At 37.0% G+C, this 23,364-nt stretch carries 18 protein-coding genes and 1 pseudogene; 12 read left to right on the top strand and 7 right to left on the bottom strand.

Annotation, left to right across the window (positions count from 1 at the left end):
- Window positions 1-241: pseudogene (locus H592_RS24095) on the bottom strand (helix-turn-helix domain-containing protein); the annotation flags it as partial.
- 60 nt (window positions 242-301) lie between these two features.
- Window positions 302-538 carry a hypothetical protein gene (locus H592_RS0119055; RefSeq protein ID WP_028870184.1) on the bottom strand — a complete coding sequence of 79 codons (237 nt, stop codon included), beginning with the start codon at window positions 536-538 and terminating at the stop codon, window positions 302-304.
- A gap of 743 nt (window positions 539-1,281) precedes the next feature.
- On the opposite strand from H592_RS0119055, the gene H592_RS0119045 reads away from it, so the two are divergent.
- The 3 genes from H592_RS0119045 to H592_RS0119035 all read left to right on the top strand — a co-directional run bounded on the left by H592_RS0119045 (window position 1,282) and on the right by H592_RS0119035 (window position 3,889).
- Window positions 1,282-2,127 carry an ADP-ribosylglycohydrolase family protein gene (locus tag H592_RS0119045; RefSeq protein WP_028870183.1) on the top strand — a complete coding sequence of 282 codons (846 nt, stop codon included), beginning with the start codon at window positions 1,282-1,284 and terminating at the stop codon, window positions 2,125-2,127.
- A gap of 402 nt (window positions 2,128-2,529) precedes the next feature.
- Entirely contained in the window at window positions 2,530-3,483 is a 954-nt protein-coding gene (locus H592_RS0119040; protein ID WP_028870182.1) for a DUF808 domain-containing protein, read from the top strand.
- 10 nt (window positions 3,484-3,493) lie between these two features.
- Window positions 3,494-3,889, top strand: coding sequence for a hypothetical protein (locus H592_RS0119035; RefSeq protein WP_028870181.1), 396 nt, complete (start codon window positions 3,494-3,496; stop codon window positions 3,887-3,889).
- A 157-nt stretch (window positions 3,890-4,046) separates the two neighbouring features.
- On the opposite strand, the gene H592_RS0119030 is transcribed toward H592_RS0119035, so the two are convergent.
- Window positions 4,047-5,129 carry an alpha/beta hydrolase gene (locus H592_RS0119030; RefSeq protein WP_028870180.1) on the bottom strand — a complete coding sequence of 361 codons (1,083 nt, stop codon included), beginning with the start codon at window positions 5,127-5,129 and terminating at the stop codon, window positions 4,047-4,049.
- Window positions 5,130-5,613: 484 nt separating this feature from the next.
- On the opposite strand from H592_RS0119030, the gene H592_RS0119025 reads away from it, so the two are divergent.
- From H592_RS0119025 to H592_RS0119015, 3 genes are all read left to right on the top strand, one after another.
- On the top strand, window positions 5,614-6,204 hold the full coding sequence (locus tag H592_RS0119025) for a TetR/AcrR family transcriptional regulator (protein WP_028870179.1): 591 nt from the start codon (window positions 5,614-5,616) through the stop codon (window positions 6,202-6,204).
- A 409-nt stretch (window positions 6,205-6,613) separates the two neighbouring features.
- Entirely contained in the window at window positions 6,614-7,162 is a 549-nt protein-coding gene (locus H592_RS0119020) for a carboxymuconolactone decarboxylase family protein (RefSeq protein WP_028870178.1), read from the top strand.
- 555 nt (window positions 7,163-7,717) lie between these two features.
- Window positions 7,718-9,445, top strand: a complete 1,728-nt coding sequence (locus H592_RS0119015) for a bifunctional metallophosphatase/5'-nucleotidase (protein ID WP_028870177.1) — start codon at window positions 7,718-7,720, stop codon at window positions 9,443-9,445.
- A 97-nt stretch (window positions 9,446-9,542) separates the two neighbouring features.
- Here H592_RS0119015 and H592_RS0119010 read toward each other — a convergent pair whose 3' ends face one another.
- A complete protein-coding gene (locus H592_RS0119010; protein WP_028870176.1) occupies window positions 9,543-10,412 on the bottom strand; it encodes an ROK family protein in 870 nt (289 codons plus the stop codon).
- A gap of 430 nt (window positions 10,413-10,842) precedes the next feature.
- Here H592_RS0119010 and H592_RS0119005 point away from each other — a divergent pair, with 430 nt between their 5' ends.
- From H592_RS0119005 to fbpC, 6 genes are all read left to right on the top strand, one after another.
- On the top strand, window positions 10,843-11,469 hold the full coding sequence (locus H592_RS0119005) for a response regulator (protein ID WP_028870175.1): 627 nt from the start codon (window positions 10,843-10,845) through the stop codon (window positions 11,467-11,469).
- A 4-nt stretch (window positions 11,470-11,473) separates the two neighbouring features.
- On the top strand, window positions 11,474-13,168 hold the full coding sequence (locus H592_RS0119000; protein WP_084296335.1) for an MASE1 domain-containing sensor histidine kinase: 1,695 nt from the start codon (window positions 11,474-11,476) through the stop codon (window positions 13,166-13,168).
- 189 nt (window positions 13,169-13,357) lie between these two features.
- Window positions 13,358-14,686, top strand: coding sequence for an MFS transporter (uhpC, locus tag H592_RS0118995; protein ID WP_037072235.1), 1,329 nt, complete (start codon window positions 13,358-13,360; stop codon window positions 14,684-14,686).
- Between the two features lie 186 nt (window positions 14,687-14,872).
- Complete coding sequence (locus H592_RS0118990) at window positions 14,873-15,910, top strand: ABC transporter substrate-binding protein (protein ID WP_028870172.1); 1,038 nt, start codon at window positions 14,873-14,875, stop codon at window positions 15,908-15,910.
- A 170-nt stretch (window positions 15,911-16,080) separates the two neighbouring features.
- Complete coding sequence (locus H592_RS0118985) at window positions 16,081-18,177, top strand: ABC transporter permease (protein ID WP_028870171.1); 2,097 nt, start codon at window positions 16,081-16,083, stop codon at window positions 18,175-18,177.
- Between the two features lie 18 nt (window positions 18,178-18,195).
- A complete protein-coding gene (gene fbpC / locus H592_RS0118980; protein WP_211235694.1) occupies window positions 18,196-19,269 on the top strand; it encodes a ferric ABC transporter ATP-binding protein in 1,074 nt (357 codons plus the stop codon).
- A gap of 102 nt (window positions 19,270-19,371) precedes the next feature.
- On the opposite strand, the gene yghU is transcribed toward fbpC, so the two are convergent.
- The 3 genes from yghU to H592_RS0118965 all read right to left on the bottom strand — a co-directional run bounded on the left by yghU (window position 19,372) and on the right by H592_RS0118965 (window position 23,339).
- The gene (gene yghU / locus H592_RS0118975) at window positions 19,372-20,232 is read right to left on the bottom strand and encodes a glutathione-dependent disulfide-bond oxidoreductase (protein ID WP_028870169.1); all 861 of its coding nucleotides are present in this window, start codon (window positions 20,230-20,232) and stop codon (window positions 19,372-19,374) included.
- 24 nt (window positions 20,233-20,256) lie between these two features.
- Window positions 20,257-20,934 (bottom strand): glutathione S-transferase family protein, encoded by a 678-nt coding sequence (locus H592_RS0118970; protein ID WP_028870168.1) that lies wholly within the window; start codon window positions 20,932-20,934, stop codon window positions 20,257-20,259.
- Between the two features lie 500 nt (window positions 20,935-21,434).
- The gene (locus H592_RS0118965; RefSeq protein WP_028870167.1) at window positions 21,435-23,339 is read right to left on the bottom strand and encodes a TRAP transporter permease; all 1,905 of its coding nucleotides are present in this window, start codon (window positions 23,337-23,339) and stop codon (window positions 21,435-21,437) included.
- Between the last annotated feature and the right edge of the window lie 25 nt (window positions 23,340-23,364).

Raw genomic sequence — 23,364 nt, 5'->3', positions numbered from 1 at the left:
TATCCAAGTAACTATCAGAGCCGCCATTATTTGAAGTTTTCTTCTGACTATCGGCATATTCATTTAAATGACGAACAATGCTGGATTGATGCTTTCGTAGGGCCTGAGAAATCATTATCGTTGACCAACCTTCATCCGATAATAGAATCGCTTTAATTCGGTCGCACTCCCGTTTATCACTGCACTTTTTATGGCGTGATTCTAACGCTAGCTTCTCTTGGCCGGTCAATGATATCTGCATTTCCTTAGTGTGATCTTTTAAAATTAAATTTCAATTTTTTTTTACAAATGAAAAGCATTATCAAAGATCACGGGTATATCCATTGTTTTCGGTCAGTTTACATTGCAGCGATATGTTACGCTTTTCAGTTAAATAAGCATCAGCATGTTTACTCGTAATTAAATTTTTTGTTTTATCTTCAGTATTAACTAGAACGGAATAAGAAGTATCCAATATTCCTAAACGGTGCGATAAAAATGCTGCTATAGATAAACAAAATAAACCAATAATGACCTTAACATTAACATCTGAAAACACAGCGGATCCTTTTGCGTATATGTAATAGTAATGAACACCTGACTAACCGAGCCTAGATTTATAAAATAAAACGCTTCAACCAACTTCACAAAAGTATGACAATTAATATACATTAGTTAAAGTCTGTTTAATATCATCGGCATAGAGATATTTTACTTGCAGAGTAAAAATTGACATTAATCACGTTTTCTCTTAAGGGGTATGTTCTAATACTTTATAAAAAACTGAATACTTATTACCTATTACCTATTACCTATTAACAATTAACAATTAATTATTAATTATTAAGTTATATGTCATCAGCTTCGATAATAAAAGATTAAGGTAGGCGATACTGGAATAAACCGGTCAATGATGTCGAAGTGTCTATTAATGAAGGTATTACTGATAGGAGTAAAGACAAAACGCGATCACAGCAAATTGATTATCAAAGTAATATAAGCAAACTTTATATAAATAAAAATATAATTTATTTGAAACTTGATGCAGCTAACAAGATGCAACTAACTCTTATGCTGTTGTTATTATTCATGTTATAAGTAACCATGTATATTATTGATGCTCCCTAATTATGTCTACAATGTTTGAATGTTGTTTTGTTTGAATATCGCTTTGTTTGAAAATCAATGTATTTGAAATTAATTAAACGTAAATCGATATTTTTGAAGTTAACTATATAGTGTTTCGACAATACCAGTTGATAGATACAAGGAATGTGTGATGAAAGGCCAAGGAAGGAAAATATGTTATTAGTTATTGCAATGGCCGATGCTTATGGAGCCGGATTTGAATTTACTGAAACCGATTATATTGAAGAAAAGCATTGTCTTACAGAATATCATCGTCCTTGGCTAGATAACCGCCCTGCGGGTTCTTATACCGATGATACTCAGATGACGATAGCAATTTGTGAGTTAATGCTCAACGAGCAAAACGTATGGAACGAGTTATTAGTTGCTGAGTATTTTTTAAAGGTCTTTAAACGTGACCCAAGACAAACTTACTCAGATAACTTCTACCACTTTTTATTAAAAACAAAGTCCGCGGCTGAATTCATTGACACTATCTATGCAGATAGTGTGCGCAACGGTTCAGCCATGCGCTCGGTTCCATTAGGCTTAATAAAAGACAAAACCGAGATGTTAGAAAAAGCGCGAATGCAAGCTGCTGTTACGCATAACACTCATGAAGGAATTATAGCCTCTCAAGCCGTCGCATTAGCTGTTTATTATTTTGTTAACAAACTAGGTAATAAACATGGTCTGTTTGAGTATGTCTGTTTACAGACCAATGAGTTTTTTATTGAAGATAAAGTCGATCGAACTGAATGTAATGCTATTGATACTATCGACGCAGTATTAACTGTATTATCTCAATCTAATTCCCTTTCAGAAGTTTTAGATAAAGCGATAAGACTCGGGGGAGATACTGACAGCGTTGCTTCTATTGCCTGTGGTATTGCATTTTTCAGTGATGAATATGATAAAGATTTGCCTGAGTTTCTATCACGAGACCTTGAAGACGGCCCGTTTGGTAAAAACTATTTAATACAATTAAACCAACAACTTTTGTCGTGTTATTTGCCTTAGCTGCTATCCAAAAACTAAATAACCCCGAAAAACTAAACCAACAAAGATAAAACTGATGTTACTGATGTTAAATTTAAGCAATTAAAGTAACTGAAAATGACAGTCAATTCAGGCTAATGATAAAACTTCTATTTATTCGCAACTTGTTATATTAAAAAGACCTTTTCATAAGAAGGTAAGATACAGAGTTTAATGTAAACCAAAATTTAATTTCGATGTCTACTTGATGGCTGGTCTTTATTCATGTCTTTTTTACTCAATAAACTTTTTAAAGATCATAAAGATAACACTGAGCCTCTGGACATTACTGTTATATAGTGACGGGTCGGCTTGACTAATTATCTCACCGCCCTTACTCAGATAAATTCTTATATTTAATACTTCATATAAAAAAGGATAACGATGGCAGGATTAAGTTTATTAGCGTTACTAGACGATATTGTTGCAGTATTAGACGATGTTGCATTAATGAGCAAAGTTGCGGCTAAAAAAACAGCAGGTGTTTTAGGCGATGATCTTGCTTTAAACGCGCAACAAGTTTCAGGTGTAAAAGCCGATAGAGAGCTCCCCGTGGTTTGGGCGGTTGCTAAAGGTTCTTTATTAAATAAAGCCATTATCGTACCTGTTGCATTGCTACTCAGTGCTTTTTTCCCTTCAGCGATCACTATTTTACTGGTGATGGGGGGATTATATTTATGCTTTGAAGGTTTTGAAAAAATAGCACATTCTTTGTTTGCTCCCAATCAAAAAAAAGAAATAAATCAGCAAGTTAAACAACAACGTATCAAAGCAAATGCAGATAAAAATATTGACCTCGTTGCTCTAGAAAAAGATAAAATTAAAGGGGCAATACGCACAGACTTTATTTTATCAGCTGAAATCGTAGTAATTGCATTAGGTACTATTGCCGGTGCAGACATATTAACTCGCGTATTGGTGCTGATTGCTTTAGCCATTGGTTTAACTGTTTTTGTTTATGGTTTAGTAGCTGCGATCGTCAAACTCGATGACTTAGGCCTATATTTGCTTAAAAATGCAAATACTGAAAATGAAAACACGTTAAAAACGATACTAGGTAATTTTCTATTAGCTTTTGCTCCGTTATTAATGAAATTTCTAGTCATTGTAGGCACCATCGCGATGTTTTTAGTAGGCGGTGGCATTCTCGTTCATAACATCTCTTTCATCGCAGATCTTGTTCACCATATTGAGCATTACTTTTTTTCTCTCAGTTATCTCTTTGAATATATTGCCCCAACCATATTAACAGGGCTAGTCGGTATTGTTGCGGGTGGTGTATGTTTATTATTACTAACGTTAGCTTCAAAATTACTATTATTATTAACTAAAAAATAATGAGTCAATAATGAGAACCTTACGTTATTTTCACAAAGCGCCATTACGCGTTTTGCGTATCGAAAAACTATCGCTTAGATTAAAAACTAGGCGTGCAATGATTAAGCTAAAGATTGCTTTAGCCCAGGAAAAACAAGAAACGATCTTGATGTTAACCACCTATAAAAATTATACACAAGGCCTAGCGAGCAAAGCTGAGATGAAAATGGCCAATGAGCAAATGGTTAATGTATTAAAAGGATTAGGTTTAGGGGTGTTTGCTATTTTACCGTTTGCCCCTATCACCATCCCAATTATTATAAAGTTAGGTCGATTAGTCGGTGTTGAAGTAATGCCAAGTGCTTTTATTGATAAGAAACAAATGGTTAAGAAGCAAATGGTTAAGAAGGAAATTGATAAAAAATAATAAATGAGCAGCGATCTAGAGACACTTATTTTTAAAGTTCATATCTTAAAATTAAAAAGGCCAATTAGTGGCCTTTTTATATTTACAGAAACGATGCCTCAACAGAGAAAACTATTCAGAGAAATATTCAGATAGTTATACCTCATCAGATAGTTAATTATAACTTGTAGGTATTCATATCAACTTGGTAATCTAATAAGGGTTCAACGACTTTTCCGTTAAACATACCTTCAAAAATAGCTTTAAGTGCATTGTCTTCATTGACCGACTCTCCCTTAAAATAAGTATGATCGGTACCAATACCATTTACATCGGTAACATCGATGTACGCCGCATTGGGGCTATTTAGTTTTTTGAGATACGAACCTAATCGCGCTTTTTGTTCTTTACCCGGTTTGATGCGTGATGCTCTCAGTGCTGAATCATTTTCATTGATCACAACATAAACTCTTTTCCTTACATCAAGCTTTTCTACCCAATTAGCATGGTCTTTATTATTAGTATCAGCAGCAACCAAGCAAATATTGTCAAACACCAATCCTGATGTTTGGTTTTCACTGGTTGAAAGCGTGTGTTTCAAAACGTAGTTTCCCATACTGTGACAGAGTAAATTGATTGTAACAGAGCAGTCAGATGCCATTAATTTGGTAAAAAGAGAAGCTTCTGCGTTTGGGTTATTAGGATGTTTTCTAAACGCCTCTTTTTGTCGCCTAAGTTGTAAAGAATGCGTCAGTAATAAATGCAGTTGTTGAATAATGCCAATGGTGCGATTAAGTGCACCAGCTGAAACTCGTGCATCAGATTTGTCACTAAGGTATGCGCCGGTACCGGAAATAACACCTCCTCCATTCGCAGGCCAAGTAAATGACACAACAATCACATTATATAAAGATTCAATCTCATAAGCGGCTTTTAAAACATCCTCGACATCATTGTTATAACCATGTACAAAAAATAAAATAGACTTTTGCTCTGTGCTAGCACGTTCAAAGAGTTCGCAGGCGACCTCAAGGCTGGCATACCATTCCTTGTCAGTATCAATATCAAGATGATATTTTGATTTTAGTTGTTTGACTTTGCTGGCCGTCAGTTGGTCATCAAGCGGCTCTACTTTCCATCCATTTTCTAATTTATCGACCCTAACTAAACGCAATTCATTAGGTCCTTTAACATTAGGGGATTTACCAAAACATCTCAAATTGCTTGCTTTAGATAGTTTACGATTAGTAATTAAGTACATAACACTCTCCTTATGATTGTCTCTAATTAAACTAATATCTTGCAAACAAAAAGAGCAGGCTCATATCTTCATTAAATAACTATTTTTGACTATCATCTGCATTATGTAGTCACTGTACACATGATATGATTCTTCAACCTCTTTATAACAACTCCGACGTTCTAAATATGTCACTTACGAATCACTGTCTGCATTGAAAACCTACACCTATCAATCATCAAGTACAGGTTACCAAGTCACATATAAATAATTTATTCGTGACTTTATTTATACATTTAATACTTTCGCTTCAAAACAATACTCAAATAGGTAGAAAATACGATTAGCTAAAGATCACTAAAGTGCGGTCATTCATTAATAGTTAGGGTCATTTGAATAAATTGAATTGAGTGAGTAAAAAGTAAATCATGATTAAAGACCATGGAAAGATTAGTTTGTTAATGTATAATGAACGAGTGTTCTATTATTAATTTAAGAAATCAATATGAGTAAAAATGCTAAGTTTGATCGTACAGAGGTAATTGAAAAAGCGACTAATTTGTACTGGGAAAAAGGTTACCATGGTACATCTATGCGTAACTTACAAACGGCTATTGATCTACGTCCAGGTAGCATATACGCGACTTTTGGTAGCAAAGACAATTTATTCAAAGAAGCAATACATCACTACGCTGCTAAAACAGGTAACTTATTACAAGATTGTTTAGATCAATCTGCAACACCATTAACAGGTCTAAAACTATTTATTAAGAAACTTATTATAGATAATCTAGATGGCAAACCTAGTTGTATGTGCATGATTGTGAAGTCGCTGTCTGAATTAACTGAAAATGATAACAAAGAGCTTTTAGATGAAGTAAAAAAAATACTCTCTAATATAGAAAACAGACTGGCGGGTATTATTACAGATGCTATTGATGCCGATGAGTTAGACAAAAGCAAAGATGCAATGGAGCTTGCAAGTTATCTGCAAGTTCAAATCATAGGTTTAAGAACTTATGCTCAGCTAAACAATAATAAAGAAATAGTTAACAAGTTTATTGATGAAATATTTGTGGGCGCACCTTTCCATTAATATGCACATAAACTTTTAAACGACATTTAAGCCCGTTTAGTGATGAAACGGGCTTTTTATATTAAGTTATTTATCTTTTTAACTTCTCCAAATAAATTGAACTACATTGAACTACCTTGAATCACTTTAAACTGCCTTGAACAAACTCAAATAGCTAATCCCCTTTTAACCTAAACTAATAGCCTAAAGCCAATCTATTTCTCTTGTGTTCATCAGCATTTTTATGATTATTGAAATAATGATACGAATTAAAATGCTAATTAAACGATAAACAAACACATTTTGAACGTTTGTTCAGAATTAACTTGAACAGTCGTTCATTGTTGTTTATAGTATCTTCACTTAAGAGAATTAACTTCTCATTAGAAACTAACTTCAATAATGATTAATCACTAGAGAGAGTAAAAGAATGAGCGAATTTAAAATCCATACAGTAGAAACAGCTCCAGCAGACAGCAAAGCAATTCTTGAAGGTGCGGTTAAACAAATGGGCGTTGTGCCTAACCTTTTTGGTACGATGGCTGAATCTCCAAATCTTTTAAAAGCCTACACACAATTACATGAATTATTTGCAGGTACTTCATTTAATGCAGAAGAGTTAACGGTTGTATGGCAAACAATAAATGTTGAACATGAATGTCATTACTGTGTACCTGCACACACTGCAATCGCACATTCAATGAAAGTAGATACTGCCATTACAGAAGCTTTACGTAATGACACTGCTTTACCAACTGCAAAACTGCAAGCGTTAAAAGACTTCACATTAAGCATGGTACGTGACCGCGGTAATGTGCCAGCAGCAGCAATGGAAGCATTCTTCGCAGCAGGTTACGGTCAACAACAAGTATTAGAAGTTATTCTTGGTTTATCTCAAAAAGTGATCAGTAACTATGTCAACCATGTTGCTCAAACACCTGTAGATACAATGTTTGAATCATTTGCTTGGAAGAAGTAATTACAAACGTGATAACGGTTTGAAACTTAGCAAACTATTGCTTTAGTTTTAGGGTACTTGTTGACATCAACAAGTACCCTTTTTTTATAGCTGAATATAATTAGGACTTTTATTAGCTCCTGTAAATAATATCAATTCATACATTGCATCGATACCCATACAATTTTTATACTGATAAGTAAGTCAGTAATAATTAATTCTTCGAACCATCGGACGTAAACCTCTATTCCCTCCCTACTTCGCTTAATATCGATATATTGTTAAACACACCTGTAAATATGAATACACAGTCAAGGGGCGGTATCTAAATTGCGAAGGTAAGCTTACTTCTATCTATTCAACTGATTAAGGGGTGACGGATAATTTTAACTAATTGATTAGTTTATTATTATTGGTAGAGTGTGACTCATTAAATATAGATTGAGCTTTGAGCTGGCATGGTTATTTAATTTAAATTGAAAAAACAGTCATTAATGTATTAATAATATTGTCATGGTTAATACGTTACTATCAAATGAAACAGTACTTAGATTCAAATAATAAAAATGAAGGTTTATGATAAAAAACAATAAGCCAATGAAGATAACATTGGCACATATCAATGATACACACTCTTACTTTGAACCACAGGCATTGCAGTTACAACTGAATATCGACGGGGAAAAGCTCTCTCCCTATGTTAGTAATGGTGGCTTTTCACGCATTGCTACACGAGTTAAACAACTTAAAGCTAACGCACTAGCAGATAAGCGAGATTTTCTATTTGTGCATGCCGGTGATTGTTTTCAAGGCACATTGTATTTCTCTTTGTTCAAAGGTAAAGCAAATGCCGATATGCTCAATGCATTAGGTATTGATATGATGACGATTGGTAACCATGAATTAGATATGGGTAACGAACCTGTTGCGACCTTTCTGGATCGGATCACGTTTCCATTGTTAGCGGGTAACTGGGACTTATCGAACGAATTAACCACTAAATCTCATCAGTTAAATGGTCGGTCAAACTTACTTTCTTATCAACCAGAGGATCAGACTGCACGCTGGATCACGCGTATTGTAGATGGCGAGCCGATTGCAATATTTGGACTTTCAATCGATAAGATGGCAGATATTGCCAATGTAGACCTAGATACGCCCTTTGTTGATGCTTACCAAACAGCTATTAATACTGTTAAATCGATTCAAGCAACCGGTATTAATAAAATCATATTATTAAGTCATCTAGGTTTTGAGGGCGATTGTGATTTAGCAGATAAAGTAGATGGTATTAGTTTAATTGTAGGTGGTCACACTCATGTATTACAAGGTGATTTCAGTACTTTAGGGTTTAAAAAAGAGTCTGAATACGGTTTAAAAATTAATGATACTTATATTGTTCAAGCAGGATGTCATTCACAGGTACTTGGCCACTGTGAAATTGACTTTGCCGCCGACGGTTCTGTAACTGCTTTTAATGGTAAAAACGAGTTATTAATAGGTCGTCGCTTATGTATTGATAAAACCTTGTTGACCACACATGAGGATCAGCTCCATAACAAAGCCAGCCTTTATCTCGTGCAACATGAAAATGTGGTTGTGTGTAAAAAAGACCTACAACTGCAAAGTTTGCTACTTGATAAATATATCCCCAGAGTACGCGAGTTACAAAGTACAGTGATTGCAACTATCGCTGAGAGTATGCGTCATATTCGTATACCGGATGTGGAGGGAGGAAGCGAAATTGCGCCTTTAGTCGCTCAATCATTTGTGCATATGATGAATAACAATGGGCATCAAGTTGACTTTGCAATCCATAACGCAGGTGGCGTGAGATCCTCTTTAAATAGCGGTAATATTTCAGTAGCAGATATTGCAGGTAAATTGCTGCCTTTCGTTGTGCCTATTGGCGTTTATCGTATCAAAGGAAAATATATTGCTCAGGCCTTAGAGGGAGCTATTAATAATGCGATCAATAATGGAGTGATGGGAAGTGGTTCGGGAAGTTACCCTTATACTCATAACCTGAGTTTTCGCTATTATAATGAACGTCCAATGGGTCAACGTATTGCTAAACTAGTTATTTATACAAAAGAAAGCGGTTGGAAAAAGGTTGACCATGAGACCTTTTATTATGGCAGTTCTTCTGCTTATACAATGAAAGGTAAAGAAGGCTACGATGCATTGACCATGATGGAAGGTGAAGGAATTATTACCCAACATTCAATGGCAGACTGCTTTATCTATTTTATTAAAAATAGCACAAGCAGTCTGCTCCTTAAGTCTGTATCTAAAGAGCAGTAAAGAGCGACAATAAAGAAGATCAACTTCCTTTTTCATCTTTGCTTGCTCGGCAATTTATGGCTTAATTATTTACTGGGATTAATTTCAGTCAAAATAGTTAAGCTTTAATTGCAAGTGCAATACCACCGCATATGCCAGCATTATCACCTAACAGCGGAGGTACGATATAGTGATCAATATGCGTTAAAATTTCTGCTTTATGAACATAACCGTTCAACATTTCTTTCACTTTTTGTCTAATTAAAGGAAATAAATGGGCTTGTTTCATTACCCCTCCTCCCATAATTATCTTTTCTGGAGAGAGGATCAAAATATAATTAACCAGTGCTTGTGCTAGGTAATAAGCTTCCATTTCCCAAGCTTGATGTTCAGCGGGTAATGTATTTGCCAAATTACCCCAACGATTTTGAATAGCAGGGCCAGCGGCTAATCCTTCAAGACAATCACCATGAAATGGACAAGTGCCATGATAAGTATCGTCTTGATGCCTTTTTACAATAATATGCCCCATTTCAGGATGCAATAAACCATGCACCCTATTTCCTTCGATCACCGCACCAGCTCCAATTCCAGTACCAACAGTGATATACAATGAAGATGATAGCCCTTTTGCAGCCCCCCACTTTAACTCTCCAAGTGCGGCACCATTAACGTCGGTATCAAAACCGATGGGTATATCAAAATGTTGTTTCAATACGCCTATTAAGTTGTAGTCACTCCAATGTGGCTTGGGCGTTTTTGTAATGTATCCATAGGTAGGAGAATCAATATTGGGATCAATTGGTCCAAAAGAACCCACACCTAATGCTTGTATAGGTTTATCTTTAAAAAAAGAGATCACTTGCGTAAGTGTCTCGTCTGGGGTTGATGTTGGAATGGTCACTTTTTCTAAAATACGACCTTCTTCACTACCTATTGCACAAACAAATTTTGTGCCACCTGCTTCTATTGCACCAAATAACGGCATGACAACCTCTTCTGTTTTGTATTCAATTTTATTTTTATTTAGCTATTATTTATCTTTTACTTTTTAATTTAATACGAATATCTGGTTGGTGATTATTGACTATCAACTATTAACCATTGAATATTGAAACATAGACTCTTCGTCTAGTCACCTAACCTACCTCTAAACTTGAACAGTGCACCTAATCTGAGCTATAACGCTGACTTTTTTATCGTTAATCAGGAAAAATTAACATTATAAATTTAATTTCTATGATGAAACTACATTTAACGAAAAATTAACTAGGATACAATTTGAAAAATTGTCAGTTACTATTCCTTAATTAACAACTGATTACATTAACAAACTCCCGCGATACTACAAGCTTAAGCTCGATTAATACCTTGCAGTAACATGCGCATTTTAGATGTTTTTATTACAAGGGTTTCACATGATTTCCGTCGCGTTAGTTGATGATCATCTTATGGTACGTTCAGGCTTTGCCCAATTATTGAGTGTTGAAGCTGATATAGAAGTACATAGCCAACATGGTTGTGCTTTAGATGCTTATCAAGCACTCGCAAATACTAAATTAGATGTTGCTGTTATTGATATTTCAATGCCCGATGAAAGTGGCCTGGTGTTATTAGGAAAGTTACGCAAAGTACAACCAAATTTTAAAGCGATTATTTTATCTATTTATGACTCAGCCTCCTTTGTAAGCCAAGCTATTGAAGCAGGAGCCTGCGGTTATTTATCGAAACGTTGTGGTCCAGGGGAATTAGTTGCGGCTATTAGAACGGTGGCTAAAGGTGACCGTTATTTATGCGCGGATGCATTATTTAATTTAAGTAATGCAGCATCAACTCCATCACCATTGAATGTGTTAACAAAGCGAGAAACAGAAGTATTCAACCACCTTATTCAAGGTAAAGATGTGAAGCATATTGGTAATGAGCTTTTCATTAGCCACAAAACTATACACGTACATCGAGCGAATATTCTTAGTAAGTTAGACCTTCAAAATAATGTTGACCTTATTCGTTTTGCACTTCGGCATAAACTATTGGCAGAATAAGCAAATGGCTATTAAGTCCCCTTTACCTGAAAGCAAACAAGATGTTTTCAATCATTACATTATTGGTGAACACAGCCTCTCTAAGCTCGCTTTTGTTTATATATTTAGCTTTTTAATTTATAGCATTAGCTGGTTTTGTTTATGGAACATTAGCCGTTACTTATCAGCGGATATTTTATTAGCGGGTTTATTGCTGCCAACAGGGTTAAAACTAATCACATTCACCCTTGCCCCTCGTAGCATGTGGCACCTTTTTATAATTAGTGAACTGTTCATTGTTGCTAGTTTGCTTTATCTCTTGGGCGAAAATGAACACGAAAATTTACTATTCATATTTGTTTTTTTACCCTACATCATTGCCATACCGTTTAGTCACTATTGGAAGTATTTAGATACTTATTGGCAAAAGTTGCTTGCGCTATCTGCTCTTACTATTCTTTACAGTTTACTTTGTGGCTTAGCCATTTTACTGCTTGTGACCCCCTTTAATTTACCCTTTAGTTATGTGTTTTCAGCGACCATGTCCGCATTAACTGGTGGGATTTTACTCGCTCCGTTTTTGTACCTGCTTTATGACTATCTTCAACATAAAATATGGTTACCATTAAGTCCGATTCTGGTTCATCAAGAGATCCGCCTACGGCCGTCTGCTATCATCTGGGGAATAGGCTTTTTTAGTATCGGACTGATTGCTGAATTAACGCTATTAGAAACAATGAAACCCTTGGTGCTGTTAATTATATTACTACCAAATATCTTTATGGCCTATAAATACGGTTGGCAAGGTGGCGTTTTAGCAGGTGTTATTAACAGCATACTATTAACCACCGCGAGACAGATCACAGGTACCTTTGAATCAGATCAAGAGTTACAAATATTTATGACTAGCCAAGCATTAGTTGGATTAGGTTTAGGGATCGCAATCAGTAGGCAGTTTTTATTATCTGAGCAACTACATCGTGTTAACTCTGATTTAGCAATGGAGCTTTCTAACAAGCAACAGTTAACACAGCAACTCGTGCAAGCGGAAGAAAATATTCGCAAGTCTGTGGCTCGTGAATTACATGATGAAATTGGCCAAAATATTACAGCGATTCAAATCCAGGCGATGCTTGCTGGCAAAGTGAGTCAGGATAAAAATAGTCAAGATATCGCAACGACTATTAACACGTTAGCATTAAGAATACACAGCTCTACAAGGCAGCTATTGACTCAGTTGCGCCCTCATTCCCTTGATGAATTAGGCTTAGAAGATGCCATTAGGCAGCTGAGTGCAGAGATGCGCTTTGCAGATAGGCATATCGATTTTAAACTAAACTTTGGTTTATCGGCTACTAAGCTTGATGATATTACCGCCGTTACGCTATACCGTATCGTGCAAGAATTATTAAACAATGTCAGTAAACATGCGCAGGCAAGTGAAGTGCAGTTAAGTTTACTGCCCGGTGAAGTGTTTACCTTAGAATTACGAGACAATGGGATAGGTCTCCCCGATGACTGGCAAAGTAATGGACAAGGTCTTAAAGGCATTAAAGAACGGACCAGTGCATTGGGGGGGAAAATAAGAATACAAACCCGAGAAGCAAAAGCAGCTGAACTTCAACAACCGACAATAAGGTTAACAAACCTAGCAACCTCTTACCCTGGCACGCTAATAGTCATTCATTTACCCGTCAAAGCCTTTTCCACCGCAGACTAAAATGACAACAACTAAAGCTATTAATAATGAGCTAATAGACCGTTAAGTAGACAACTAATATGTTACCTAGACCACAACTTTTCGCCTTACACAGCAAAACTAGGAATTTTTCTTAGACATTTAAAAACTAGTCTCACTCTTTCACCAACACCATTGAGTACCATCGTTTTCAGTTAGGAGAATTTACACATGATGGGTTTTTTAACCTCTGAGCAACCCGCTAAAACGATAACTAATCAAGTACAGATTAATGCCACTTATCAATACTGGCGATTGCACTTAATGTTATCTATGTACCTCGGTTACGGCATGTTTTATTTTACGCGTAAAAGTTTGAACTTTGCGATGCCAGCTTTACTTTCCGACCTTGGGTTAGCACATTCTGATATCGGTTTTTTAGGGACACTTTTTTATATTACTTACGGCCTATCTAAATTTTTTTCCGGGATGGTCAGTGATCAATCAAAGCCTAGTTATTTTATGGGATTGGGGTTGATCGCAACGGGCATGATTAATATTGCCTTTGGCTTGAGTTCATCGTTATTCATGTTTGCCACATTGTGGGTAGCGAATGCGTTTTTTCAAGGTTGGGGATGGCCGCCTTGTGCCAAGCTATTAACCACTTGGTACTCTCGTTCTGAACGTGGTTTTTGGTGGTCGATTTGGAATACATGCCACAACTTAAGTGGCGCGTTGATCCCCATCGTTATTGGATTTATAGCGGTCTCCTGGGGATGGCGTTATGGGTTCATTATTCCAGGGAGTGCGGCGATATTAGTTGGTATTGTTTTATGTTTCAGAATGCAGGACAAACCGACCAGTTTAGGGCTACCCAGTGTCGGTGAGTGGCGAAATGATGCACTTGAAAAACAACACGAACAAGAAGGTAAAGGATTAAATTTTAAAAAAATTCTGACTGTTTATGTATTAGGTAATAAGTATATTTGGATTTTATGCAGTTCTTATTTTTTGGTTTATATCGTACGTACCGCTATTAATGATTGGGGAAACCTTTATTTAATGCAACGACATGGTTTTGAACTTTTTTCAGCGAATGCGGCTGTCTCCATGTTTGAAATAGGCGGCTTTCTTGGTTCATTATTTGGAGGTTGGGGTTCAGACCGATTTTTCCGTGGCAACCGCGCTCCGATGATTTTGATTTTTGCTTTGGGTATTTTTGCTTCTGTTTCTGCCCTGTGGTTAACACCTGTAGATAATTTTGTGGTGCTATCTGGATGTTTTTTTTCCATTGGTTTCTTTGTGTTTGGCCCTCAAATGATGATTGGAATGGCCGCAGCAGAATGTTCACACAAGGATGTAGCAGGGACAGCAACAGGGTTTGTAGGATTATTCGGGTATCTAGGCGCAGCACTTGCTAGCTACCCGCTTGCATTAATTATTGAACGATTTAATTGGGAAGGTTTTTTCAGTGTAATTACGTTATCAGCAGCTTGTATTGGCTTACTGATCTTACCTTTTGTAAAAGCACAGGATGTGCGAGATAACGCGAATGGCTAGTCATGTTTTTGATCTTAGTTGCTAATACTTATGCTTTCTCGCTAATAAAAATCAGATTGTTCTAACACCATTATTCATATTTGTATTCGCAGAATAGTTGAACGGAATAACGAGACTAAATTCTTTGGCATTATTTATTCACGAAGTGAAATATTAGTTTTTTATCAAAAAAAGGAAGGGAAGAATATGAAAATTAGCACTCAACGTACTTTATTAGCCGCTTGTGTTCTAGGCTCCACAATGACCATTGCACCACAAGCCGTTGCCGAAGGTCGACTGGTTGTTTACTGTAGTGCAACCAATGCAATGTGTTCTGCAGAAACCAAAGCATTCTCTGAAAAATATGATGTTAAAACCTCATTTGTACGTAACGGTTCTGGTAGTACATTTGCTAAAATTGAAGCAGAGAAAAAGAACCCTCGTGCCGATGTTTGGTATGGTGGCACGCTAGATCCACAATCTCAAGCGGGTGAAATGGATTTACTGCAACCTTATAAATCTCCACAGCTTGAGTTCATTATGGACCAATACAAAGATCCAGCTAAGCGTAAAGGTAATTACTCATCTGCCGTTTATATGGGTATTCTTGGTTTTGGTGTGAATACTGAACGTCTTGCAGAGAAAGGGTTAGAAATCCCACGTTGTTGGAGTGACCTGACTAAGCCAGAGTACAAAGATGAAATTCAAATTTCTGATCCACAAAGTTCAGGCACTGCCTACACTGCATTAGCAACCTTTATCCAACTTTGGACTGAAGATAAAGCGTTTGATTACTTCAAAGCATTAGATAAAAACATCTCTCAATACACTAAATCAGGTGTAACACCATCTCGTAACTCCGCGCGTGGTGAAATCGCAATCGGTGTAGGCTTCTTACATGACTATTCACTTGAACAATCTAAAGGTGCACCGCTGGAGCTTATTTCTCCTTGTGAAGGAACAGGTTATGAAATTGGTGGTGTGAGTATTATTAAAGGTGCTCGTAACCTAGATAATGCAAAACTTTTTGTCGATTATGTTTTATCCAAAGAAGGCCAAGAGTTAGCTTGGAACAAAGGTCAATCGTTCCAAATTTTAACCAATACAACGGCAGAGCAATCACCTAATGCACTGGACCCTAAAAAGCTAACCTTAATTAATTACGATATGAATAAATACGGATCATCTAGTGAGCGTAAACGTTTAATCGATAAATGGGTAAACCAAGTAAAAATGGGGGAATAACCTGCACTTAGATGAGCAGTATTAGTACTGCTCATTTCTCTTAACATTTTATGTTAATTCTACTCTCAATCATGATTACAAATTTCATTTCCACTTGCAGTGAGCAGATAGGGAATACTTAATCTAACAAATTGATTAAAAATAACTTTTTATTAACTCGGTACTTTACAATGAATGATATAACAGATAAATCATCTACCCGTCACCGGCCAACTCCTGAACATCGAGATCCTATTTTTTACTGGGTTTTAGTGCTACTTGCCGGCTTTATATTCCTACCCAGTTTTTCACTCGATTATGGGGTGTTCGATTCCACTTTTGAAGAAATTAACATGGCCATGGGCTGGAGCTCAGCTAATATTTCTTGGTTATGGTTTATCTTACCGCTCGGTTTATTACTTCGTCCTCGTAAAATCCAAAATAAATATGCCAAAAAACAACACTGGTTTGATATTGTTTTTTCTATTTTATGTATGTTTATAACATTACTTTCGTCTTGGTATACTGAACAAGGTTTAGGTTACTCCACGATTGTTTTATTCATTGGCCTTGGCGCAGTCATGACTCTCGCCTTTTCTCGAATGGAATACCTTGGTGGCGATGTATTTATTATTGCTTCACTCATTTCCATCATTATATTGATCTCTACTTTTATTATTTATCCAAGTATTGCTATTTTTGTACCTATGTTTCAGGATGACTCTGGCCATTTTGTACTATTCCAGTTCCTTGAAATACTGACTAAATCGCACATTATACAAATTATATTAAACTCGGTTATGTTAGGCACATCAGTTGGTATCGGAGCCACTTTTTTTGGCCTCATTTTTGCCATTTATACTACGCGTATTGCAAAACGTTCTGCTTTTATAGCGCGCATATTTTCTATTCTACCGATTGTTACTCCACCCTTTGTTGTAGGTTTGGGCGTAACACTAATGTTAGGTCGTTCTGGTTACATTACCGAATTAATGGTCGACTGGTTCGGCTTGGAACAAACTAACTGGTTATATGGTTTTACTGGTATTTGGATGGCTCAAGTACTTGCTTTTGCGCCTATGTCTTTCATGATTATTGACGGAGCAATGAAATCTTTACATCCTTCATTAGAAGAGGCTTCATATACATTACGCGCTAACCGTTACCAAACCTTTTTTCAAATTGTGATGCCATTATTAAAACCTGCATTGGCTAACTCCTTTTTAATCATCTTTGTACAATCGCTGGCTGACTTTAGTAATCCCTTAGTACTGGGCGGTAGTTTCGATGTTTTAGCAACGCAGATTTATTTCTACATTGCAGGTGCGCAACTTGATTATGCATCGGCGAGTACATTAGGTGCAATTTTACTATTATTCTCTTTAGCTATTTTTGTCGTGCAGTATCTATGGATTGGTAAACGTTCATACGTGACTATTTCAGGTAAGTCTTACCGTGGTGATGTTCAGCCACTACCACCATCGTTGAAACTAGGTGTATCAGGTCTCCTGTATTTTTGGATGGCCTTTAACGTACTCCTTTATGGCAGCATCTTTTATGGCAGCTTTACTGTTAACTGGGGTGTCGATTACAGTCTTACATTTAATAACTATATCAACCTATTTGGTATGGGGATGAGTGAAGGAGCTTGGCCTTCTTTAATTACTACCATGACTTATGCTGGTATTGCCGCACCAATCACCGCTTTCTTCGGTTTATTGATTGCATACATAGTGGTTAGACAACAATTCCGTGGCAAAAAAGTCATTGAGTTTTCAACCATGCTTTGTTTTGCTGTACCTGGAACAGTTGCTGGTGTGTCTTACATATTAGCCTTTAATGATGCCCCTATTTATTTGACGGGAACGGCCGCTATTGTGGTGATCTCAATGGTGATGAGGAATGTCCCCGTTGGGATTCGTTCTGGTATAGCAGGACTCGGACAATTGGATAAATCATTGGATGAAGCCTCATTAAGTTTACGTGCTAATTCTTTAAAAACGATTACCCATATTCTATTACCGTTATTAAAACCAGCTATTTTATCGACACTGATTTATAGCTTTGTGCGTGCAATGACCACAGTAAGCGCCATTATATTCTTAGTTACACCGGAAACTCGTGTTGCCACTTCTTATATTTTGAATCGCGTTGAAGATGGTGAATACGGTATCGCTATTTCCTACGGGTCAGTGCTGATCGTGGTGATGTTAGCAATTATTTTGATTTTTGACTTCCTTGTTGGTGATACTCGTGTATCTCGTTCTAAAGCAACCAACCAAGAATAATGACTGGAGTAACGACTAATGGAAAACAGTAAAATGGAAAATGAAAACTTTGTAGTATTAAAAAATATTTGCAAAAAATTTGACGACAAAGAAGTCATCGGTAACTTAGACCTAGAGATCAAAAAAGGCAGTTTAGTCACCTTATTAGGTCCTTCTGGTTGCGGGAAAACGACGGTGTTGCGTTTAGTGGCCGGTCTAGAAAAGCCCACCAGCGGTCAAATATTTATTGATGGCGAGGATGTCACCAATACTTCGATTCAACAACGTGATATCTGTATGGTGTTTCAGTCCTATGCATTGTTTCCGCACTTATCATTACACCAAAATGTTGCCTATGGATTAAAGATGTTAGGTATCTCTAAAGCAGAAACTAAACAACGTGTTGACGAAGCATTAAAATTAGTCGATTTAGAAGGCTTTGGTGAGCGTTATGTGGATCAAATATCCGGTGGTCAACAACAACGTGTGGCACTTGCCCGTGCGTTAGTATTAAAACCCAAAGTATTGTTGTTTGATGAGCCACTCAGTAATTTAGATGCGAATTTACGCCGGAGCATGCGTGAAACTATTCGAGAACTGCAGCAGCGTTTTAATATCACATCTTTATATGTAACGCATGACCAAACAGAAGCGTTTGCCGTGTCGGATACCGTGATAGTCATGAAAGATGGCGAAATTATGCAACAAGGTTCTCCTACTGAGCTTTATAAAAATCCAGCGTCAATGTTTATGGCAAACTTTATGGGTGAAGCTAATATCTTCCCAGGTCAGTTTGATGGCGAACAAATTAATATTAATGGTTACAAGACCCCTGCCGATCCGACCATGGTTGAAGGTTTTAAAAGTGGAAATTATTTAATTGGTGTTAGGCCAGAAGCTATTCTTTTAACTAATCAAGGTGATGAAAGTCAACGTTGCCAAGTAAATAAGGTTGCTTATATGGGGGCGATGTACGAAGTGAGTGTGACTTGGCAAGACCATGAAATATTATTGCAGCTTAACTCTTCGCAATTCAATGCGTCCTTAGCTGAGCGTGCTTTTTTAACAATTAATCCCACTGGCTTATTTTTATTGCCTGCCGATGCTAAATAGTTAGATTACAAAATATAAAAAGGCCAAGTAGGAGGTTATCTTACTTGGCCTTTTATAGTACTTCTTTAGCACGTACGCCCACTAGACGCCTAAGCTTTAAACCTATTTTGGTTTTTTAGCTAATACTGCATCAATATCTGCAGCTGAATGACGATCAGGAACTTGTTCCCACTCCTCACCCCAAGAACGATTTATGATACGTCCCCTTTGCACACCTTCTCGCGCTTCAAGCTGTTTAGCCCAACGTAAAACGTGCGTGTAAGTGTCAACTTGTAAAAATTCTGCAGCATCATATAAATTACCAAGTACTAAATTTCCGTACCATGGCCATATTGCGATATCAGCAATCGTAAACTCTTCGCCCGCTACATAGGTATTGTTAGCAAGTTGTTTATCTAAAACGTCTAATTGACGTTTAGCTTCCATCGCAAAACGATTGATCGGGTATTCAAATTTTTCATCTGCATAAGCATAAAAATGACCAAAGCCACCACCTAAGAAAGGAGCTGAACCCTGCGCCCAAAATAACCAATTAAAGGTAGTTGTTCTCGCTGCCCCTTGTGTTGGTAAAAAGTGTCCAAATTTCTCTGCTAAATGAACCAAAATTGAAGCCGACTCAAAAACGTTAACAGACTGAGCGCCCGATTTATCCACCAGCGCTGGAATTTTAGAGTTAGGGTTTACACCTACAAATCCTGAAGAGAATTGTTCGCCTTCACCGATATTGGTCAAGTAAGCATCATACTCAGCTTCTTTAACACCTGCGGCTAGTAACTCTTCAAGAAGAATAGTGACTTTTTGTCCGTTAGGCGTGCCTAATGAATAAAGTTGCAGCGAATGATTACCTACAGGCAATACTTTTTCATGAGTTGCGCCAGAAACAGGACGATTAATGCTCGCCCATTTATTACCACCCGCGGTGTTTTCAACCCAAACTTTAGGCGGTGTATATTGTTCGGTCATATTAATTCCTTAGCAATGTAATGATTAAACCTTAGGATAGTTTGATGGGAAAAATGCCCGTTTAGCATCCTCATCAAACTCTTTCTTAAATGTGATGTCTTTACCCATTTCTCTAGCTCGTGCAGCTGCTGGACGACTATTAATACTATCAAACCAACGTTTAAGATTAGGGTAAGGTGTTAGCCCTTCTTCACCCAATACAACGGCCGCTTTATCAATCCAGCCCCAAGCTGAAACATCAGCAATAGTATACTCTTCGCCAACAATAAATTCACGACCCGCTAAATGTGTATCTAATACTTCATAATGACGTTGTGCTTCGCGTAAATAACGGTTAACTGCATAATCATTACCTTCAGGTGCAGCATGACGGAAATGAACACATTGACCAGAATATGGACCAAGACCAGAAGCAATAAACATTAACCAAGACAGCATTTCAGCACGATCACCTGGTTGGCCAGCTAATTTTCCAGTCTTTTCAGATAAGTACATCAAAATCGCATTTGAATCAAAAACACGTGTGCCATCATCTTCAATAGCAGGTGCTTTTGCATTTGGATTTATTTGGCGATATTCAGGAGTATGTTGCTCTCCTTTTAAAGTATCAAGTGCAACTAACTCAAAGGGAAGGCCAGTTTCTTCTAAAAATAAAGCCACTTTCATCGGATTTGGTGTTTGGTGAAAATAAAACTTGATCATGTCATGCTCCTTTTTATGAGCATAATATTGAAACACAGATAGAACGATCGTTCAATACAATTTAAAAGATTATTAAAAATTAATATTGAAAGTGATACATTTAACATTAACTGTATAAATAAACAGTCAAGTGAGAATGCAATGAAAAGCGGATAATCACATTAACCTACTGATTTAGTATAATTTGTTCAATTAATGAACATTAATGCTTCAAATATGTGTTAAATGTTTGAGAGTTTACTATTAAAATCAAAATCACTCATTTACCTGTATGTATATACAGTTACCGTTGCAATTTATGACGAGTGTAATATATGGCATTAATTACTAGGTATTAATGATTAGTTAGTAGGTATTGAACATTGGTAACTAGGAATTGAATGTTAGACATTAACAGTGATATTTATTAACACTAGGATTTGATATTAACCGCTATTACCCCTTTAGGTGATAGCGGTTAAGTTATAGGTGTTAGGTTATGAAGGTTAAATCAATGAACTTTAAATTGAAGCAATAACAGTCTCATCTTCAGTTCTAGATAAACGATAGTTAATCAAGCAAACCATCACGATGATCGCAATCCCGGCTATATTGATGTAAAGATAAGGCACTAACATAGTAAAACCAGCAATCAATAATAAACCACGCGCAAGCAATGGTAGCTTAGTGGCTAAACGCCCTTCTATAGTGCCAGCAAATGCAACGATTAAACCAATGGTTAATACGATAGCAATAACAAAGTCGACATTTTGACCATCCATCCAAATCAATCCAGAAAAAGCCATCATAATAGGGATAATGAAAAACCCTTGTGCTAACTTAAATGCTTGAACTGCGGATCGCATCGGCGAAGTATTAGCGATACCTGCAGCGGCAAAGGCAGCCAATGCAATAGGTGGCGTTACATTAGAGGTTTGCGATAGCCAAAATACAATCATGTGCGCCGCTAATAAACCTACACCTAACTCAGTTAAGCTTGGCACCGCCATAATAGATAAAACGATATAAGCTGCGGTTACTGGTAATCCCATTCCAAGGATCACCGCTGCGATTGCAATCAAGCCCAATACAGACCATAAGTAACCGCCTGATAATGCCATCAAGAACTGTGTAAATTGTAAACCAATTCCTGTTTGTCCTACCACACCGACTACAATACCCGCAGTACCACAGGCTACAGAAATAGGTAATGCTAATAAAGCCCCTTCCTTCATGCCTTCAAAGAAGACTCCTACGGTGATACGGCTATGTTTTCTACACATGGCAGCCACCAAAATAGCAACACAGCCCGAAATACCGACCAAAATAGGAGAATAACTCATTAACAGTAAGCTAGTGATTAAAATTAATGGCACCAGGAAATGCCAACCATTTTTTAACACTACGGAAATCTTTTCAGTTATTTCCATGCCTTGTAAGCCTAATTTACACGCCATTAGATGAACATAAAGCAAGGTACAAGCAAAGTATAAAATAGCAGGAGCAATCGATACTAATAATATTTCACTGTAAGGTATCCCCGTAAACTGAGCCATTACAAACGCGCCCGCTCCCATAACAGGTGGCATGATTTGACCACCGGTAGATGCAGCCGCTTCAATACCTGCCGCTTGTTCTGGTTTATATCCTAACTTTTTCATCATTGGTATGGTTAATGCGCCTGTAGTCACAGTATTAGCAATAGCAGATCCTGAAATTGAACCTAACGCGGCTGAAGCAATAACACTCGCTTTTGCCGGACCACCACGATATTTACCTGCAATCGAGAATGATGCGTCGATAAAGAATTTACCGGCTCCAGTGACCTGTAAAAAAGCACCAAACAATACAAAAATAAAGACCACACCGGCAGCAATTGCAAGTGGTGCGCCATAAACACCATTGGTTGAATAGATATGGAATCTAATGATCTCCTCAATCGCAAAGCCTTTACTTGCCACTGACCCAGGTAGGTAATTACCAAAAATCGCATAAACTAAAAATAATGCAGCGATAAACACCATGACTAGACCAACCGTTCGTCTTGTTGCTTCCAGTAATAATACTAAAATTATTAAACCGGATATCTGGTCAAGTGTGGTTAGGCCATCTAATAAGAATGAAATATCATCATAATCAAAGGCAACAATATGGTAAGAAGCCCAAGCTATTGCGGCAATAAAGATGAAGTCTATGACTCGTCCAATTAGGTATAACCCTGTCGAACGTTGTGATTTAATCAGTGGTAGGGTAAAAAACACTAGGATTAATACCCAACTTAAGTGAATGGGTCTAAATATGGTAGCGGCTAAGTCAGCTGTTATTCCTTGCCATATTTGAAAGATTGATAATGATATAGCTGCTAGTGCAGCAATTAATACTATTTTGTCCGAAATCCATTTACACGTAGTAGTAGATTCACTCATGCTATTCTCCACAGGGTCACCAAAT

Origin of the sequence: Psychromonas arctica DSM 14288, from assembly GCF_000482725.1 — a bacterium.
In the GTDB taxonomy this organism is placed as follows: Bacteria; Pseudomonadota; Gammaproteobacteria; order Enterobacterales; family Psychromonadaceae; genus Psychromonas; species Psychromonas arctica.
This window is presented reverse-complemented; position numbering and strand designations above follow the sequence as displayed.